This window comes from Microbispora cellulosiformans (assembly GCF_008728085.1).
Lineage (GTDB): Bacteria > Actinomycetota > Actinomycetes > Streptosporangiales > Streptosporangiaceae > Microbispora > Microbispora amethystogenes.
The window spans coordinates 80,235-97,121 of the sequence record NZ_VYTZ01000006.1; the positions used below are offsets into that span (position 1 = coordinate 80,235).

Annotated in this window: 16 protein-coding genes; 12 read left to right on the plus strand and 4 right to left on the minus strand. The window is 71.7% G+C overall.

The genetic code is table 11. The annotated features are described in order from the left end of the window. The first annotated feature begins 255 nt into the window (after positions 1-255). Positions 256-1,800, plus strand: a complete 1,545-nt coding sequence (locus F5972_RS17535; protein ID WP_150935026.1) for a DEAD/DEAH box helicase — start codon at positions 256-258, stop codon at positions 1,798-1,800. A 160-nt stretch (positions 1,801-1,960) separates the two neighbouring features. Here the strand turns inward: F5972_RS17535 and F5972_RS17540 are convergent, their stop codons facing one another. The 3 genes from F5972_RS17540 to F5972_RS17550 all read right to left on the minus strand — a co-directional run bounded on the left by F5972_RS17540 (position 1,961) and on the right by F5972_RS17550 (position 5,231). Then, positions 1,961-2,908 carry a carbohydrate ABC transporter permease gene (locus F5972_RS17540; protein WP_150934643.1) on the minus strand — a complete coding sequence of 316 codons (948 nt, stop codon included), beginning with the start codon at positions 2,906-2,908 and terminating at the stop codon, positions 1,961-1,963. Further along, positions 2,908-3,822 carry a carbohydrate ABC transporter permease gene (locus F5972_RS17545; RefSeq protein ID WP_150934644.1) on the minus strand — a complete coding sequence of 305 codons (915 nt, stop codon included), beginning with the start codon at positions 3,820-3,822 and terminating at the stop codon, positions 2,908-2,910. Before F5972_RS17545 ends, F5972_RS17540 begins: the two co-directional genes overlap by 1 nt. 128 nt (positions 3,823-3,950) lie before the next feature. Beyond that, positions 3,951-5,231: an extracellular solute-binding protein gene (locus tag F5972_RS17550; RefSeq protein WP_150934645.1), complete on the minus strand. Its 1,281-nt coding sequence runs from the start codon at positions 5,229-5,231 to the stop codon at positions 3,951-3,953. A 336-nt stretch (positions 5,232-5,567) separates the two neighbouring features. On the opposite strand from F5972_RS17550, the gene F5972_RS17555 reads away from it, so the two are divergent. From F5972_RS17555 to F5972_RS17585, 7 genes are all read left to right on the plus strand, one after another. After that, complete coding sequence (locus F5972_RS17555; protein WP_150934646.1) at positions 5,568-6,533, plus strand: acetylxylan esterase; 966 nt, start codon at positions 5,568-5,570, stop codon at positions 6,531-6,533. Between the two features lie 257 nt (positions 6,534-6,790). Continuing rightward, positions 6,791-7,054 (plus strand): phosphoribosyl-ATP diphosphatase, encoded by a 264-nt coding sequence (locus tag F5972_RS17560; RefSeq protein ID WP_150934647.1) that lies wholly within the window; start codon positions 6,791-6,793, stop codon positions 7,052-7,054. 68 nt (positions 7,055-7,122) lie between these two features. Further along, entirely contained in the window at positions 7,123-7,968 is an 846-nt protein-coding gene (gene hisG, locus F5972_RS17565) for an ATP phosphoribosyltransferase (protein ID WP_150934648.1), read from the plus strand. 95 nt (positions 7,969-8,063) lie between these two features. Next, complete coding sequence (locus F5972_RS17570) at positions 8,064-8,948, plus strand: ABC transporter ATP-binding protein (protein ID WP_150934649.1); 885 nt, start codon at positions 8,064-8,066, stop codon at positions 8,946-8,948. Between the two features lie 2 nt (positions 8,949-8,950). Further along, positions 8,951-9,688 carry an ABC transporter permease gene (locus F5972_RS17575; RefSeq protein WP_150934650.1) on the plus strand — a complete coding sequence of 246 codons (738 nt, stop codon included), beginning with the start codon at positions 8,951-8,953 and terminating at the stop codon, positions 9,686-9,688. Between the two features lie 27 nt (positions 9,689-9,715). Beyond that, positions 9,716-10,882, plus strand: a complete 1,167-nt coding sequence (locus F5972_RS17580) for a sensor histidine kinase (RefSeq protein ID WP_150934651.1) — start codon at positions 9,716-9,718, stop codon at positions 10,880-10,882. Further along, positions 10,882-11,487 (plus strand): response regulator transcription factor, encoded by a 606-nt coding sequence (locus F5972_RS17585; RefSeq protein ID WP_150934652.1) that lies wholly within the window; start codon positions 10,882-10,884, stop codon positions 11,485-11,487. Before F5972_RS17580 ends, F5972_RS17585 begins: the two co-directional genes overlap by 1 nt. Before the next feature lie 16 nt (positions 11,488-11,503). On the opposite strand, the gene F5972_RS17590 is transcribed toward F5972_RS17585, so the two are convergent. Then, the gene (locus tag F5972_RS17590) at positions 11,504-12,895 is read right to left on the minus strand and encodes an EAL domain-containing protein (RefSeq protein WP_225311595.1); all 1,392 of its coding nucleotides are present in this window, start codon (positions 12,893-12,895) and stop codon (positions 11,504-11,506) included. Between the two features lie 119 nt (positions 12,896-13,014). Between F5972_RS17590 and F5972_RS17595 the strand changes: the two genes are divergently transcribed. From F5972_RS17595 to F5972_RS17610, 4 genes are all read left to right on the plus strand, one after another. Then, the gene (locus tag F5972_RS17595; RefSeq protein WP_150934653.1) at positions 13,015-13,755 is read left to right on the plus strand and encodes an acVLRF1 family peptidyl-tRNA hydrolase; all 741 of its coding nucleotides are present in this window, start codon (positions 13,015-13,017) and stop codon (positions 13,753-13,755) included. Positions 13,756-13,884: 129 nt separating this feature from the next. Then, positions 13,885-15,483, plus strand: a complete 1,599-nt coding sequence (locus F5972_RS17600; RefSeq protein WP_150934654.1) for an ABC-F family ATP-binding cassette domain-containing protein — start codon at positions 13,885-13,887, stop codon at positions 15,481-15,483. Positions 15,484-15,598: 115 nt separating this feature from the next. Next, entirely contained in the window at positions 15,599-15,814 is a 216-nt protein-coding gene (locus F5972_RS17605; protein ID WP_030904785.1) for a helix-turn-helix domain-containing protein, read from the plus strand. Between the two features lie 198 nt (positions 15,815-16,012). After that, on the plus strand, positions 16,013-16,867 hold the full coding sequence (locus F5972_RS17610) for an enoyl-CoA hydratase/isomerase family protein (protein ID WP_150934655.1): 855 nt from the start codon (positions 16,013-16,015) through the stop codon (positions 16,865-16,867). Positions 16,868-16,887: the final 20 nt, after the last annotated feature.

The following is a 16,887-nucleotide window of genomic DNA, read 5'->3' on the forward strand; positions in this document are numbered from 1 at the left end:
GACGCGAGTCGAGCGTCCGTGGGAGGCCGCCGCCTGGCGGCCCGCCGCACCGGACGCCCGCGCACGGTTCTCTGTGCGCACGGTTACTCGGGCGCACGGGCCGCCGGTGAGCCACCGGCGTGCAGCGCCCGAAAGGTACGGCTCGCCGTACGTCATGGGTCGTCCTTTCGCAGAAGTGACGCCCCCACGTGCTCCGGCACGTTCTCAACCCGTCCACGTGGCGGGATCTCCTACGAAAGGCACGATTACGTGACCATGCTTGACCTCGGTGACGGCACGACCGCCGGTATCACCGAGAACCCCGTTGAGTTCGCGGACCTGGGACTGCCCAGGCCGCTCGTGACGGGGCTCGCCCGCCAGGGCATCACCGCGCCGTTCCCGATCCAGCAGGCGGCCATTCCCGACATCCTCGCCGGACTCGACGTCCTCGGGCGGGGCCGGACCGGTTCCGGCAAGACCCTCGCGTTCGGCCTGCCCACGCTGGCCAGGATCGCGGGGGAGCGGGCCCGCCCCCGGCGGCCCCGCGCCCTCGTCCTCGTGCCCACCCGCGAACTCGCGTTCCAGGTGGCGAACGCCATCGAGCCGCTCGGCCGGGGGCTGTCGCTGCGCACCAGGACGGTCGTCGGCGGCATGCCGATGGGCCGTCAGATCGAGGACCTGCGCCGGGGGGTCGACATCGTCGTCGCCACGCCCGGCCGCCTCACCGACCTGATGGAGCAGGGCGAGTGCGACCTCGGCGAGGTCGAGATCACCGTCCTCGACGAGGCCGACCACATGTGCGACCTCGGATTCCTCCCGGTGGTGACCGCGATTCTGGCGCGCACGCCGGCGGGCGGCCAGCGGCTGCTGTTCTCCGCGACGCTCGACGGCGACGTGGACAAGCTGGTCCAGCGGTTCCTGACGGACCCGGTCGTCCACTCGCTGGACCCGGCCACCTCCCCGGTCGACACCATGGAGCACCACCTGCTCCAGGTGCACCGGGAGGAGAAGACGGACGTCACCGCGGAGATCGCCAACCGCGACGGCCGGACCATCCTGTTCGTGCGGACCCAGCACGGCGTGGACCGGGTCGTCAAGCAGCTGGCCCGCGCGGGAGTCCGCGCCGGCGGCCTGCACGGCGGCAAGCGGCAGAACCAGCGCACCCGCATCCTCGACGGGTTCCGCCGGGGCGACATCGGCGTGCTCGTCTGCACGGACGTCGCGGCCCGCGGCATCCACGTGGACGACGTGAGCCTCGTGCTGCACGTCGACCCGCCGGCCGACCACAAGAGCTACCTGCACCGCGGCGGCCGTACGGCCCGCGCCGGCGAGCACGGGGTGGTGGTGACGCTGGTGCTGCCGAGCGAGCGCCGCGCCACCGAGTCACTGACTCGCAAGGCGGGGGTCACCGCGTCCCGGCACCGGGTGACTCCGGGCGACCCGGTCCTGGCCGACATCGCCGGGGCCAGGCGGCCGAGCGGCGACACGGTGCCCGTGTGGGAACCGGAGGTGCGCACGCCGCTTCGGTCCCGGCCGGACGACCAGTCCCGGGCCGGCCGCCCCCGGCGCTTCGGCGACCGCTCCCGCAGCGGTGGCGGCGGCGGTGGCACCGGACGCGGCGGTGGCGAGCGTTCCTACAGTGGCGAGCGTTCGTACGGCGGCGACCGGCCGCACAGCGGTGACCGGCCCCATGGCGGTGAGCGCTCCTACGGCGGTGCCGGACGTCCTCGCGGTGGGAGCGGTGGCAGCGGCGGCACCGGCGGCGGATACAGCGGCGGTGGCGGGCGCGGCAGTGGCGGCCGCCGTTACACCGGCCGCTGAGCGTGCTGTCTGAGCCGGCTCTTCTGAACCGACCCTGCTGAGCCGACCCTGCTGAGCCGGCCCTTCTGAGTCGACTCTGCTGAGCCTGGACCTTCGACCGGGCCTTCCCGAGGGGAGGGATCGCGACCATCAGGATCGCGATCCCTCCCCTCGGTGCTGCTCAGCCCTTGAGGCCGCTCAGCACGATGCCGCGGGTGAAGTAGCGCTGGAAGGCGAGGAAGAAGGCGATCGACGGCAGGGAGGCGAGCAGGCCGCCCGCCATGATCGCCCCCTGGTTCTGCGCGCCCGTGAAGTAGGAGTTGAGGCGGGCGAGCGCGACCGGGATGTTCGCCATCTCGTCGCTCTGCACGAGGATCAGCGGCCACAGGAAGTTGTTCCACTCGGCGAGCACGATGAAGATCGACATCGCGGCGAGGGCGGGGCGCAGCAGCGGCAGCACGATCCGCCACCAGATGCGCCACTCCCCGGCGCCGTCGACCCGGGCCGCCTGGATGAGCTCGTCCGGGATCGAGTGGAGGAACTGCACCAGGAAGAACAGCACGAACGCCTTGGCCAGCGCCGGGATGACGTAGCCCTGGTAGGTGTCCAGCCAGCCCAGGTTCCGCATGATGACGTAGTTGGGCACGAGCGTGGTCTGCCAGGGCACCATCATCGAGGCGACGATCATCAGGAAGATCAGCCGCCGCCCCGGCACCCGGTGTTTGGTGATCACGTACGCCGCCAGCGAGGCGATCAGCAGCGAGCCCACCGTGATCGTGACCGTGATCAGCAGGCTGTTGAACATGAACCGGCCGAAGCCGAAGTCGACCTGGAACCGCTGGAAGAGGCCCTGGAGATGTCCGGGATTGACCTTGGTGGGGGAGTATCCGGGGTCGTAGAAGTTGTCCAGGGTGGGGTGCTCGGGCACGAACGACGGCGGCTGCCTGTCGAGCTCCGTCACCGGTTTGAACACCGTGATCAGCATCCAGTAGAACGGCGCGATCATGGTGAGCGACAGCAGGTAGAACGGCAGGCGCAGCAGGCCGCCACGCCGGGTGCCGGAACCCGGTCGCCGCGGCGTGGGCGCGGGAGGCGCGGTGACGGGGGCGGTGAGAGGAGCGGTGGCCATCACAGCTCCTTCAGCGCGCGGCCGATGCGGAGGTTGACCATGCTGATCGCGAAGATGATCAGGAAGAGCACCCAGGCGATCGCCGAGGCGTAGCCGAGCTTGAAGTGCGTGAAGCCCTGGTCGTAGAGGTAGGGCACGATCATCAGGCCCGAGTCGAGCACGCCGCCGATGTTGTTGGTGCCCCGGAACACGATGTAGACGGCTTCAAAGACCTGGAAGGCCCCGATCAGGCCGGTCACGACCACGTACGTGGTGACCGGGCGGAGCAGCGGCAGCGTCACCCGGCGGAACTGCTGCCAGGGCGTGGCGCCGTCGATGCGGGCCGCCTCGTAGTACTCCTGGGGGATGGAGCCCAGCCCGGCGACGTACAGGACCATGCCGTAGCCCATCCCGCCCCACACCGACATGAGCACGAGGATCGGGATCGTGAGCCCGGGCGTGGCCAGCCACTCGACGGCCCGGCCGCCGAACCATCCCACGACGGTGTTGGCCAGGCCGAAGTCGCCCGGATTGAAGATCCACTTCCAGAGCAGCATGAGCGCGATGGACGAGGTCACCGAGGGCAGGAAGAAGACGGTCCGCATGACGCGGTGCCGCCAGCCCGACCCGCCGAAGGCCAGCGCGAGGCCGAGCGACAGCAGCGTGCCGATGCCGACCGACGCCACCACGTAGAGGAACGTGTTGCCGAGGGCGTGGCGGAACCTGTCGTCGTCGAACAATAGGCGCCGGAAGTTCTCCAGGCCGGCGAACTCGGGGGCGGTCACCCCGTCGAACTTCGTGAAGCTGAGATAGAGCGAGTTGGCCAGCGGCCAGACCAGGAAGCCGGCGAACAGGGCGAGGAACGGCAGCAGCATCAGATAGGACGTGCCGTGGCGGCGCCATCGGTGGCGGGACACGGCGGCAGGGGTTGCCATGGAGTCTCTCCAGTCCAGTGAGGGGCCGCCCCGCGATCCGTACACGAACGCGGGGCAGCCGGGGAGGGGTGCCGCGAGCCGGTGAGAGGTCAGGTGTCACCGGCCGGTCGGCGGCCGTCGGCGGGGGGTCAACCGGCGTTGCGCTCCATGACCTTGGCGGCCTCGCCCAGGGCCGTCTTCATGTCGGCCTTGCCGAGGATCGCCGACTGGAGATGCTTGGCCACGTCGCCCGCGCTCTCGTCCCAGCCGGGGCATCCGGGAGCCGCTGCGCCGGTGCTGATGATCTTCGCGAACACCTGGGAGTGCTGCGGCTGGAACGGCGAGCCGGCCACCTTGTCCGGACGCGGCGGGATGTAGGCGACGTTGCGGGCCTTCGACTCGGCGTTCACCGCGTCGACCGCCTCGTCGGTGTAGAGGTACTTCACGAAGTCGGCCGCCTGCTGGATGTGCTTGCTGTAGGACGTCACCCCGACCGCCCGGCCGCCGATGAAGGTCGTCGGGCCCGCCGGACCGGCGGGCAGCGGGGCCACCGCCCACTTGCCCTTCAGCTTGGGCTTGGAGGTGTCGATGCCGAGCGCGTTCCAGGTGCCGCCGTAGACCATCGCGGTGCCCGCGTCCAGCGCGTCCGAGGTGGTCACCGTGTCGGTGGGCGCGCCGTACTTGCGGTGCAGGTCGATCCAGAACGACAGCGCCCGCTCGGCCTCGGGGGTGCCGAGCGAGGGCTTGCAGTCCGGCGTGTAGAAGCTGCCGCCGGCCTGGTAGAGGAAGTTGAAGTAGCCGATCCAGTCGAGGTTGCCCCAGTCGATGCTGAACGGGGTCTTGACCCCGGCGTCCTTGAGCTTCCCGATGTCGGCGGTCAGTTCGTCCCAGGACGTGGGCGGCTCCTTGATGCCGGCCTTCTCCAGCAGGTCGGTCCGGTAGTAGAGCGCCTCGGTGGACATGTCCAGCGGAATGCCGTAGACGGTGCCGTCGGGGGAGACCGCCGACTTCCACTGGGCGGGCTGCGCCTGGGCCTTGAGCTGCTCGGCGCCGTACTTGCGCAGGTCGACCATCCCGCCGCGCAGGCCGAACTGGATGGTCCAGGTCATGCCGCCGGAGATGACGTCCGGCCCGCTCCGGCTGGTGGAGGCCGCGAGCAGCTTGGCGTACGCGTCGTCCCAGCTCAGCGTCTGCACCTTGATCGTCACATTGGGGTGCGACTTCGTGTAGAGGTCGGCCGCCTTCTGGAAGGCCGCGCTCTCGTCGTCGCCTCCGGTGGACCACCACGTGATCGCGGCGGGGGCGTTCGCGTCGGCCTGCCTGGTCTCCGGGGTGCCGCTCGTCGCGCAGCCCGCGCCGAGCCCGGTGATCAGGACGGCGATCAGGGTGGCGGGCAGAGCGGCGCGGGTGGCCGCCGGCGTTCGTCGCATGGAGGTCTCCGATCTGACGGACGGTTCTCACGGACAGTGATCGATTGACGTGTCGTGCCCCCGAGAGGCGGCCCGCCGCGAGATCGTGCCGTGCGGACGCACCTCACACGCGTGGAATTCGTGCAGAGTCCAGCACTAAACCGGATTAGTTGCAAGAGGGTGTTTCAGCCCGTCAATCCGGTCTTTACCGCACATCGGCCATGATTGCGCAGGTGAACGCCGTATCGGCTGACGAGATCCACTGCGAATGGAGACCCTTAACCGGGTCAGAACGCTGAAACGAGGCACTTGTGTAGCCTTGACCGGCGTATGCCCCATCAGTTCACGGGAGCCCCCATGTTCGTTGACATGCCCCTCGACCAACTGCGTGCGTACCTGCCCGAGCGCCGGGAGCCGGTGGACTTCGACGCCTTCTGGGACCGCACGCTCGCCGAGGCGCGCGAGCACGACCTGAACGCCGTCTTCGAGCCGTACGAGGCCGATCTCGCGCTGGTGGACGTGGCAGACGTGACGTTCGCGGGGTTCGGCGGGCATCCGATCAAGGGGTGGTTCATCGCGCCGGCGGGTGCGTCCGGCCCGCTGCCGTGCGTGACGGAGTTCATCGGGTACGGCGGCGGCCGCGGCCGGCCGCACGACTGGCTGCTGTGGCCCGCCGCCGGGTACGCGACCTTCGTGATGGACACCCGCGGACAGGGCGGCACCTGGCGCTCGGGCGACACGCCCGACCCGGTCGGCGGCAACGGCGCGCAGATCCCCGGCAAGCTCACCCAGGGCGTGTTCGACCGGGACGACTACTACTACCGGCGGCTCTACACCGACGTCGTGCGGGCGGTGGAGGCGGCCAGGTCGCATCCCCTCGTGGACGCCGGGCGCGTCGTCGTGACCGGCGGCAGCCAGGGCGGCGGCATGGCGCTGGCCGCCGCGGCGCTCGTGCCGGACCTCGCGTACGCCTTCGTCAACGTGCCGTTCATGTGCGACATCCGGCACGCGGTGGAGATCACCGACGAGGACCCGTACGGCGAGCTGGGGCGGTTCTGCGGCATCCACCGCACCCGGGTCGAGGAGATCTTCGCCACGCTCGGCTACTTCGACGGGCTGCACTTCGCGGCGCGGGCCCGCACGCCCGCCCGGTTCTCCGTGGCCCTGCGCGACGGTGTCACCCCGCCCTCCACCGTGTTCGGGGCGTACAACCACTACGCGGGCCCGAAGGACATCACCGTGTGGCCGTTCAACGGCCACGAGGGCGGGGAGTCGCAGCAGGCGCTGGAGCAGCTTCGGCTGGCCCGCAAGATTCTCGGCTGATCTCGCAGGGTGGACGCGGGGCGCGGACGCCCCGCGTCCGCAACTACCCTTGGCCCGATACCCTGAACGGGGGGGAGTGTCCGACGAATGCTGCCCGTCGCGAGCGTGGATCCAGGTGGATGCATCGCAAGGCGGAGGAGGAGCCGATAACAGCGTTATCGGCGACGACGACAACGCAGCGAGGCGCCGCCTGGACCACGCGCAGCAGGGCATGATTCGCCGGACACGACCCAGGCCCCACGATTCCGAGAGAGACCATGAAGACCTTCGAAGAGCTGTTCGCCGAGCTGGCAGACAAGGCCCGGACCCGGCCCGCGGGGTCCGGCACCGTGGCCGCGCTGGACGCCGGCGTCCATGCCATCGGCAAGAAGGTCGTCGAGGAGGCCGCGGAGAGCTGGATGGCGGCCGAGCACGAGTCGGCGGAGCGGGCGGCGGAGGAGATCTCCCAGCTCCTCTACCACGTCCAGGTGCTCATGCTGGCCCGCGGGATCGGGCTGGACGAGGTCTACAAGCATCTGTAGCCGCCGCGGCGGCCCCGGATGTCCGAAAGACCGATCGACCTCGTCCTGCCTGAAAGGATCTTCAACTCATGCTGCGCATCGCCGTACCGAACAAGGGCGCGCTCTCCGAGGGCGCCCAGACCATCCTGAAAGAGGCGGGCTACCGCCAGCGCAGGGACAGCAAGGAACTCGTGGTCGTCGACTCCGAGAACTCCTGTGAGCTGTTCTTCCTGCGCCCGCGCGACATCGCCGTCTACGTCGGCGAGGGCACCCTGGACGCCGGCATCACCGGGCGCGACATGCTCTTCGACTCCGGGTCCCCGGCCGAGGAGGTCATGCCGCTCGGGTTCGGGCGGTCCACCTTCCGCTTCGCCGCCCCGGCCGGCGCCCACTCCGGCGTCGCCGGCCTGTCCGGCCTGCGCATCGCCACCTCGTACGCCGGGCTGCTCGGCAAGTATCTCGCCGACCAGGGCGTGGACGCCCGGGTGATCAAGCTTGACGGCGCGGTCGAGACCGCGATCAGGCTCGGCGTCGCCGACGCGGTGGCCGACGTGGTGGAGACCGGCACGACGCTGCGCAACGTGGGGCTGGAGGTCTTCGGGGAGCCGATCGCGCACTCCGAGGCCATCCTGATCAAGCGGGCCGGGGCGCCGGAGGCCAACGGCTTCCAGCAGCTCATCCGCCGCCTGCAGGGCGTGCTGGTGGCGCGCGACTTCGTCATGATCGACTACGACATCCGGGCCGAGCGCATCGACGAGGCCATCTCCATCACCCCGGGCATGGAGGGGCCGACCGTCTCCCCGCTGCACCGCGAGGGCTGGGTGGCGGTGCGGGCGATGGTCCCGCGCAAGGGCCACCAGCAGGTCATGGACCAGCTCTGGGAGATCGGCGCCAAGGCGATCCTCGTCACCGCCATCTTCGCCTGCCGCCTCTGACGCGCCGCGACGGCCGCCCGCGATGACATATGTCATCGCGGAGGCCGGAGGCATCCCACTGCCGCCCTTCCCGGCCCGCTTCTAGTTTTGTCGGCATGAACGCCATCTCCTTCACGGACGTCACCAAGAGGTACGGCGACGTGCTCGCGGTCGACGGCCTCGACCTGGAGGTCCCGGCCGGTAGCACGGTCGCGCTCCTCGGGCCGAACGGGGCCGGGAAGTCCACCTCCATCAACATGCTGCTGGGCCTGCTGAGGCCCTCGGCGGGCGAGATCCGGGTCTTCGGCGAGCCGCCGGAGACCGCGGTCGCCCACGGCGAGATCGGCGCGATGCTCCAGGAGGGCGAGCTGATCCCCGAGCTGACCGTGGCCGAGACCGTGGACTTCGTCCGCCGGCTCTATCCGAACCCCCTGCCGCGCGAGGAGATCCTCCGGCTCGCCGACCTGACCGAGCTGGCCGGGCGCCGGGCGAACCGCCTGTCCGGCGGGCAGACCCAGCGGGTGCGCTTCGCCCTGGCGGTCGCGGGCGGGCCGAGGCTGCTGCTGCTCGACGAGCCGACCGCGGCCATGGACGTCGAGTCCCGCCGTACGTTCTGGGAGAACATGCGGCGGTACGCCGCGCAGGGGCGCACGATCCTGTTCGCGACGCACTACCTGGAGGAGGCCGACGAGAACTCCGACCGGGTCGTCGTGATCGCACGGGGGCGGGTCGTGGCCGACGGCAGCGCCGCCGAGATCAAGGCGGGAGTGGCCGGGCAGTCGGTGAGCTTCCGGCTGGGCGACCAGCCGGCCGCCGGCCTTGCGAGCCTGCCGGGGACGACCGGCGTGGAGCTCCAGGCGGGCCGCGTCACGCTGCGCACCACCGACCTCGACGCGACGGTCGAGGCGTTGTACCGGAAGACCACCCTCGACGTGCGCGATCTCCAGGTCCACGGGGCCGACCTGGAGGACGCCTTCCTCGCTCTCACCAAGGAGTCGTGACGATGCCGCACTACCTGAAGGTCGAAGTGCTGCGCATGCTGCGCAACAAGCGGTACGTCATCTTCGTCGTCGCCTTCCCGCTCGGCTTCTACCTGTTGTACTCGAACCTGTGGGGCGCGCAGACGGACGAGGCCACCGGGATCAAGGGCAGCGTGCTGCTGATGGTCAACATGGCGGCGTACGGCGCGCTCGCCTCGTCGGTGATGTCCACGGCCGTGCCCTGGGCGCAGGAGCGGCACAGCGGCTGGCTGCGGCAGCTCCAGATCACCCCGCTGCCCGCCTGGGCCATCCTCGCGACCAAGCTCGTCGCGTCCCTGCTGCTGGTGCTGCCCGCGCTGGTGCTGGTGGGACTGGCCGCGGTTTTCACCCAGCACGTGTCGCTGCCGGTGGGGCAGTGGATCGGGCTGCTCGCGTTCATGTGGATCGGGACCATCCCCTTCGTGGCGCTCGGCCTCGCCATCGGCTCGGCGCTGCGGCCCGACACCGCCCAGCCCGTGGCCATGATCTCCATGTTCGGCCTGGCCCTGCTGGGCGGCCTGTGGATCCCCACGTCGCTCATGCCGGAGGCCATGCGGAACGTCGCCGAAGTGCTGCCGTCGTACGACTACGCGGGCATCGGGTGGCGCATCGTCGCCGGGCAGGCGCCGTACGGGTCGGACGTGGCGGGCATCGTGGCCTGGGCCGTCGCGCTGGGAGCCGTCGCGGTGCTCGCCTACCGCCGCGCCGTGGTGCGTGCCTGACCCGGCGGAGAGCGGAGGGACGACGCGATGAGCCGGCTGGCCAAGGTCTTCAGCTTCGGCGGACCGGACGACGGCCCGTACCGCCTGCGGCGGCTGATCGGCATGTCGCTCGGCCTGATCTACCTGTTCTACCCGGTGGCCGAGGTGATCGACGGCAGGGTGGGAACGGCGCAGGCGGTCTGGCGGATGGTCGCGCTCGCGGCCTTCGTGGGCGTCTACCTGACGGTCGTGCTGGGGCCGCGCGGCCTCGGCCACCGCCCCCGGTGGATGTTCCCCCTGCTCGGCCTCGCGACCCTGATGGGGGCCGTCTTCCCGCTGGTGTTCCGCAGCGAGAGCTGGCTGACCCTGCCGGTCTACCTGGCCGTCGTCTACGCGATGGCCCTGCCGCCCCGGCGCGCCGTGCTCGGCATCGGGGCCATGACGGCGGTCCTGATCGCCGACGGCCTGATGATCGGCGCCGAGGACGGGCTGCTGTGGATGCTCGTGCTGCAGAGCGCCACTCTCGGCGTGCTGTTCATGAGCGTCCGCAACACCCGCGTGCTCATCGACAAGCTCAAGGAGGCGCAGAGCGAGGTGGCCAGGCTGGCCGCCGCCGAGGAACGGCTGCGGATCGCCCGCGACCTGCACGACCTGCTGGGACACGGCCTCTCGCTGATCGTGCTGAAGAGCGAGCTCGCCCGCCGGCTGGCCGAGCAGGGGTCGCCGAAGGCGGCCGGGGAGGTGGCCGACATCGAGGCGGTGGCGAGACAGGCGCTGCTCCAGGTGCGCGAGGCCGTCACCGGCTACCGCCGCAGCTCGCTGCCGGAGGAGATCGACGGCGCCCGCGCCGCCCTCGCCGCCGCCGGGATCGCCCTCACCGTCCGCACGTCCGGCGCCCCGCTGCCCGAGGACCTCGACGGCCTGTTCGGCTGGGCCGTGCGCGAGGCCACCACCAACGTCGTACGGCACGCCCGGGCCACCCGCTGCGAGATCACCGTGTCGTACGGCGAGCGGGGCGCCGCGCTGGAGGTCGCCGACAACGGGCGGGGCGGGCCGTACCGGCCGGGCAACGGCCTGACCGGGCTCGGCGAGCGGGCCCGCGCCGCGGGCGGCGACCTGGAGGTCGAGAGTGGCGGGCGGGGGTTCCGGGTGCGGATCGCGGTCGCCCCGCCCCCGGACCTCACTCCCGAGATCGTCGCGGATAGGTTGGCCTGATGATCAGGGTCGTGCTGGCGGAGGACCAGAGCATGGTCAGGGGCGCGCTGGCCTCGCTGCTCGGCCTGGAGCCCGACATCGAGGTGGTGGGGGAGGCGGCGAACGGCGACGAGGCGGTCGCGGTCGCCGAGGCGACCCGGCCGGACATCGCGCTGCTGGACATCGAGATGCCCGGCAGGGACGGCATCGCCGCCGCCGAGGAGCTGCGCCGGCGGGTCCCCGGGTGCCGGGTGGTGATCCTCACGACCTTCGGCCGGCCCGGCTACCTGCGCAGGGCGATGGAGGCCGGGGCGGTGGCGTTCCTGGTCAAGGACAGCCCGGCGCGCGACCTGGCCGCCGCCATCCGGCGGGTGCTCCGGGGCGAGCGGGTGATCGACCCCGGGCTGGCCGCCGCGGCGCTCAGCGCCGGGCCGAACCCCCTGTCGCCGCGCGAGCGGGACGTGCTGTCGGCCGCCGCGGACGGCTCGACCATCAACGACATCGCGCTGCGGCTGCACCTGTCGGAGGGCACCGTGCGCAACTATCTGTCGGCGGCAATCCAGAAGACCGGGGCGCGCAACCGCATCGAGGCCGTGCGGAAGGCCCAGGCGCAGGGCTGGCTCTGACCCGCCGCCGGGCGGGTCAGCGGGCGGCCTGCATCTCGGCGACGTGCCGCAGCAGGTCGCTGATCCGGACCACGCCCATGCACCGGCCCACCTCGTCGACCACCACCAGGTCGTCGTACGCGCGGGTGGTGTCGCGCCCGGCCACCTGCATGGCCGCGATCGCCGGGGTGGTCTTCGCCACGATCTTCGCGGGGTCGGCCAGGCGGCTGGCCGGCTTCTTCGCGTGCAGGGCGTGGCCGTACGCCCCGGCCATGAACAGCAGGAACCGGCTGCGGTCGACGCTGCCCTGCGGGCGCTGGTACTCGTCCACCAGGACCACGCTCGTGATCGACGGCTCCGCGCTGAGCACGCCGACGACCTCCTCGGCCGTCGAGCCGGCCGGCAGCGTCACCGCCGGGAGCAGGAACTCCTGGACGCGTGGTCCCAATCCGCTCGCGCCCGGCCCCATGAGGCCCGGCGCGGCGGGGGCGGCCTCGGCCTCCGGCACCGGCAGCGGCACATGGACGCGGTTGTGGCCGTGCGAGGGCCGCCAGTCGGGCGGCGCGAGCAGGGGGCCCTGGGCGAGCCGGATGCCCCAGCCGCGCACCGCCGCGAGCTGCGTCTCCTCGCGTACGCCGGGGGCGAGCACGTGCGCCCCGGCGCCGCGCGCCAGGCGGACGAGCGACTCCACGAGCGCGCCGCGCCGGGGGTCGCGCGTTCCCCGCGCCAGCAGATCGGCGGAGAGCGCGATCACGTACGGCGCGGCGTCGGCGAGCAGGTCGAGCGGCAGCGGGGCCGTGCCGAGCTCGCCGAAGGCGACGAGGTAGCCCACCGCTCGCAGGCCGTCGATTCCGGACAGCAGGGCGGTGCGCCCCACGGCCGCGACATCGCCCTCGATCATCAAGATGACCTCGCGCGGACGGCGGTTGCACATCCGCAGCGCCTCGTGCAGCGGCGCCGTGCCGGCCGACCCGGCGGCGACCACGGCGGCGGAGATCGGCAGCACCAGCGGCAGAGCGGTCTCCTCGCGGGCCGCGGCCAGCACGCCGTTCACCGTGGCAGCCACACCGCCGGTCACGCCGCCCGGGTCCGGCATGGCGTACGTGACGGCGTCCGGAGCGGCGCCCCACGCGGGGTCCTCGGGGACCACCTGTACGGCGATCGCGCCGCCGGTATCGAGGTCGACCACCGGCAGGAACAACGGGACGGGCGGCCGGGGCGGAGTGCTGTGAGGACTGCTATGGAGACCGGTGTGGGGAGTCCCCGGGACGAAGGACGAGGGCAGGGGCCCGGTTGCGGAGGCGGCGGGGGTGTACCGCCGCACGAGGCCCGCCGGGTGGTGTCCCTGCGGGTCGTCCGGATGGTATGCCGACGGGGCGCCCGGAACGGACGCGGCGACCGGCGACGCCGGCGAGGAGGGGAGCGTCACGGGGTGAATTGTGGGGCGGCTCCCCGGGGCCGTTGACCCTTACAGGGGGAAATTCACCTACATTTCCCCGCGAGTTGGACGGAATCCGGCAAACGACCACACCGGTAGGCTGATCAGCCATGACGGGACGGCCCGCCGCCGGAGGCGGCAGATGGGTCTCGGTGCCCCCCGAGCGGCTCGCGGGCTGGATCACGCGCTTCGCCGCACGGCATGGCGCGATCGAGGCGGTCACCCTGCCGGACGTCGTGCGCCTCGACGCCGCCGACGGCGCGGTCGCCGAATGCCACGTGCCGTTCCCGCCGCTGCGCCCGTCGCCCGTCACGCCGCCCGTCACGCCGCTCGTCACGCCGCTCGTCACGCCGCTCGTCACGCCGCCCGGAGCCGGGCAGAGCGAGGCGGCCCTGCCGGCTCCGGCGGCGGCGCTGGTCGCCCACGCCTGCCGCGAGCGGACCGTCGGCGTGCTGCTGGCCCGGCTCGGCGGGCACGCCGCCGGCGTCTTCACCGGCACCCGCCTGGTCGCGGCCAAGGTCGGGTCGCGTCAGGTCCACGGGCGCAGCGCGGCGGGGGGATGGTCCCAGCAGCGCTTCGCCCGGCGCAGGGACAAGCAGTCGGCCGAGGCGCTGCGGGCCGCCGCCGACGTGGCCGTCCGGCTGCTGACGCCGCGGCTGGCCGACCTGGAGGCGGTGGTGCTCGGCGGGGACCGGCGGGCGGTCGACGAGATCAGGGAGGACCGGCGTCTCGCGCCGCTGTTCGCCCTGGAGGCCGGGCCGTTCCTCACCGTTCCCGATCCGCGGCTGGCCGTCCTGGAGGGCGCACCGGACCTGTTCCGCGCCGTACGGATCCGGCTGCTCGACCCCTGACCGGCGGGCGGGGCTCGACGAAGCCGGTCGCGGTGACGGCGGCACTACACTTGAGCCCATGAGCGCTCCCGACTGATCGCTCCCGGCACCGGTCCTGTCCGCATCACCCACGGGAGTGTCCCCTCCATCATGATCATCGCTACCGACGTCGAACTTCGCGCGGGCTCCCGCCTGCTCATCGAGGGCGCCTCGTTCCGGGTGAACCCGGGCGACAAGATCGGGCTGGTCGGGCGCAACGGCGCCGGCAAGACCACCCTCACCAAGGTCCTCGCGGGTGAGGGCCTGCCCGCCACGGGTTCGGTCACGATCTCCGGCAGCGTCGGCTACCTGCCGCAGGACCCCCGTACGGGAGACCTGAGCGTGCTGGCGCGCGACCGGATCCTGTCGGCCCGCGGGCTCGACGAGGTGTTGCGCGACCTGCGCGCGGCCGAGACCGGGATGGCCGCCGACGACCAGCGCGTGCGCGACCGGGCGGTGCGCGCGTACGGCCGGCTGGAGGACCGCCTGCACGTCCTCGGCGGTTACGCGGCGGAGTCGGAGGCGGCCTCGATCGCCTCCAGCCTCGGGCTGCCCGACCGGGTTCTCGGCCAGCCGCTGCAGACCCTGTCCGGAGGGCAGCGCAGGCGGGTCGAACTGGCGCGAATCCTGTTCAGCGGGGCGGAGACTCTCCTGCTCGACGAGCCCACAAACCACCTCGACGCGGACTCGATCGGCTGGCTTCGCGAATTTTTGCGTTCCCACCAGGGCGGCTTGGTGATCATCAGCCACGACGTCAACCTTCTTGAAGCCACGGTAAACCGGGTGCTCCACCTGGACGCGAACCGCTGCGTCATCGACACCTACAACGTCGGCTGGAAGGCCTACCTGGCGCAGCGGGAGACCGACGAGAAGCGGCGCAAGCGGGAGCGCGCCAACGCCGAGCGGCAGGCGTCCGCCCTGCTGTCCCAGGCCGACCGGATGCGGGCGAAGGCCACCAAGGCCAAGGCGGCCCAGGACATGGAGCGCCGCGCCCGGCGGCTGCTGTCGGGCGTGGAGGGCGAGCGCCGGTCCGACCGCGTCGCCAAGCTGCGCTTCCCGCAGCCGGCGCCCTGCGGCAAGACGCCGCTGACGGCCCGCGGCCTGTCCAAGTCGTACGGCTCGCTGGAGGTGTTCACCGACGTCGACGCCGCCGTCGACCGCGGCTCCCGGATCGTCATCCTCGGCCTGAACGGCGCGGGCAAGACGACCCTGCTGCGCCTGCTCGGCGGCATCGAGACGCCCGACACCGGCGAGGTCCTGCCCGGCCACGGGCTCAAGCTCGGCTACTACGCGCAGGAGCACGAGACCCTCGACGCCGGGCGCACCGTGCTGGAGAACATGCGCTCCGCGGGCCCCGACCTCGCCGACGTCGACCTGCGCAAGGTGCTCGGCTCGTTCCTGTTCACCGGCGACGACGTGGACAAGCCGGCGGGGGTCCTGTCCGGCGGTGAGAAGACCCGTCTCGCGCTCGCCACGCTGGTGCTGTCGAGCGCCAACGTGCTGCTGCTCGACGAGCCCACCAACAACCTCGATCCGGCCTCCCGTGATCAGGTGCTCACCGCCCTCGGCTCCTACACGGGCGCGATTGTGCTGGTCACCCATGACGAGGGCGCCGTGGAGGCGCTGAAGCCGGATAGGGTGATTCTGCTGCCAGACGGAGTGGAAGACGCATGGAGCGACGAATTTTCCGATCTTGTGGCGCTTGCCTGATCTTAATTTGAGCGGGTAGGGATCTTTTCCCGCGGAGTAGGTAGCCGATCCCGTCGAAATGACTGATCATGGGCTGAAGTAACGCTGCGGAAGTCTGGCACTACAGGAGGTACTCGTGGCCGAGACTCTGAAGAAGGGCACCCGGGTGACCGGGGCCGACCGGGAAAAGCTGGCCAGCGATCTCAAGAAGCGCTATTCCGCGGGTGAGAGCATCCGCGCTCTGGCCGCTTCGACTGGCCGGTCGTACGGGTTCATCCACCGCATCCTGAGCGAGTCCGGAGTGACTCTGCGCGGGCGCGGCGGGGCGACCCGGGGCAAGTCCAAGCGCTAGATCCACCTCAAGACGCGCGACCGCAGCCGCTCGTTCCTGTGAGAGGGCGTGGCCGGGTCCGGCTAACCAGAACGTCGTTCGGTAGGCTCGGGCACGACCGCGGGTCGAACAGGAGCGCGGACGCCCGGCACGGGCGGTGCGCCGCACCGGACCGGCCGTGCGAGGCGACGTGGCTCCTCATCGAAGGCAGGAGCAGGCATGGCGGAAGCGGCAGTGGGGGGGGATCCGGAGCACGCCCCTGAGACGGGCGAAGGCTCCGATGTGTCGACGGTCTCGGCGGCCGCGCCGGCCGAGATCGGACTGCGCTGCGAGGTGGACGGCGAGATCGCGACCGTCACCCTGGACCGGCCGGACAAGCGCAACGCGCAGACGTTCGCGACCTGGTCGGCTCTGGCCCGGATAGGGGACACCCTGCCGGAGCGGGTGAGAGTGGTCGTGGTCAGAGGCGAGGGGCCGTCCTTCTCAGCCGGAATCGACCTGCGCATGTTCACGCCCGAGGGAGTGCCCGGGCAGGAATCGTTCGCGAGCGCCGCGGCGCTCGGCGAAACCGAGCTGGAGAGGCTGATCGCGGAGGCACAGAGGGGTTTCCTGTGGCTGCGCAGGCCGGAGATCGTGTCGATCGCGGCCGTGCAGGGCCACGCGATCGGGGCGGGCTTCCAGCTCGCGCTCGCGTGCGACCTGCGTGTCGTCGCGGACGACGTGAAGTTCTGCATGAAGGAGCCCGCGCTGGGGCTGGTTCCCGACCTGACCGGGACCAAGCCCCTGGCTGACATCGTCGGGGTTCCCCGCGCCATCGAGATGTGCCTGACCGCCCGCGTCGTCGGGGCCGAGGAGGCCGTACGGCTCGGCCTGGCCGAGATCGCGGTGCCGGCGGGCGAGCTCGGCCAGACCACCCGTGACCTGGCCGCCGCGCTGCTGGCCACCGACCATGCAGCCGCGACCGCCACCAAGCGCCTGCTGCGGGCCGCGCCGGGGCGCACGCTGGAGGAGCAGGCCGCCGCCGAGCGGGCCGAACAGGTGGCGCGCATCCGCGCACTGTTCGCGTCGAACTGAAGGGCGCTGTTCGCGTCGGA

Excerpts from the sequence above, each read along its gene's own strand:
- F5972_RS17550 (WP_150934645.1), bottom strand. The coding sequence starts at position 5,231 with ATGCGACGAACGCCGGCGGCCACCCGCGCCGCTCTGCCCGCCACCCTG.
- F5972_RS17580 (WP_150934651.1), top strand. The coding sequence starts at position 9,716 with ATGAGCCGGCTGGCCAAGGTCTTCAGCTTCGGCGGACCGGACGACGGC.
- F5972_RS17595 (WP_150934653.1), top strand. The coding sequence starts at position 13,015 with ATGACGGGACGGCCCGCCGCCGGAGGCGGCAGATGGGTCTCGGTGCCC.
- F5972_RS17610 (WP_150934655.1), top strand. The coding sequence starts at position 16,013 with ATGGCGGAAGCGGCAGTGGGGGGGGATCCGGAGCACGCCCCTGAGACG.
- F5972_RS17575 (WP_150934650.1), top strand. The coding sequence starts at position 8,951 with ATGCCGCACTACCTGAAGGTCGAAGTGCTGCGCATGCTGCGCAACAAG.
- F5972_RS17585 (WP_150934652.1), top strand. The coding sequence starts at position 10,882 with ATGATCAGGGTCGTGCTGGCGGAGGACCAGAGCATGGTCAGGGGCGCG.
- F5972_RS17535 (WP_150935026.1), top strand. The coding sequence starts at position 256 with ATGCTTGACCTCGGTGACGGCACGACCGCCGGTATCACCGAGAACCCC.
- F5972_RS17560 (WP_150934647.1), top strand. The coding sequence starts at position 6,791 with ATGAAGACCTTCGAAGAGCTGTTCGCCGAGCTGGCAGACAAGGCCCGG.
- F5972_RS17545 (WP_150934644.1), bottom strand. The coding sequence starts at position 3,822 with ATGGCAACCCCTGCCGCCGTGTCCCGCCACCGATGGCGCCGCCACGGC.
- hisG (WP_150934648.1), top strand. The coding sequence starts at position 7,123 with ATGCTGCGCATCGCCGTACCGAACAAGGGCGCGCTCTCCGAGGGCGCC.
- F5972_RS17555 (WP_150934646.1), top strand. The coding sequence starts at position 5,568 with ATGTTCGTTGACATGCCCCTCGACCAACTGCGTGCGTACCTGCCCGAG.
- F5972_RS17600 (WP_150934654.1), top strand. The coding sequence starts at position 13,885 with ATGATCATCGCTACCGACGTCGAACTTCGCGCGGGCTCCCGCCTGCTC.
- F5972_RS17570 (WP_150934649.1), top strand. The coding sequence starts at position 8,064 with ATGAACGCCATCTCCTTCACGGACGTCACCAAGAGGTACGGCGACGTG.
- F5972_RS17540 (WP_150934643.1), bottom strand. The coding sequence starts at position 2,908 with ATGGCCACCGCTCCTCTCACCGCCCCCGTCACCGCGCCTCCCGCGCCC.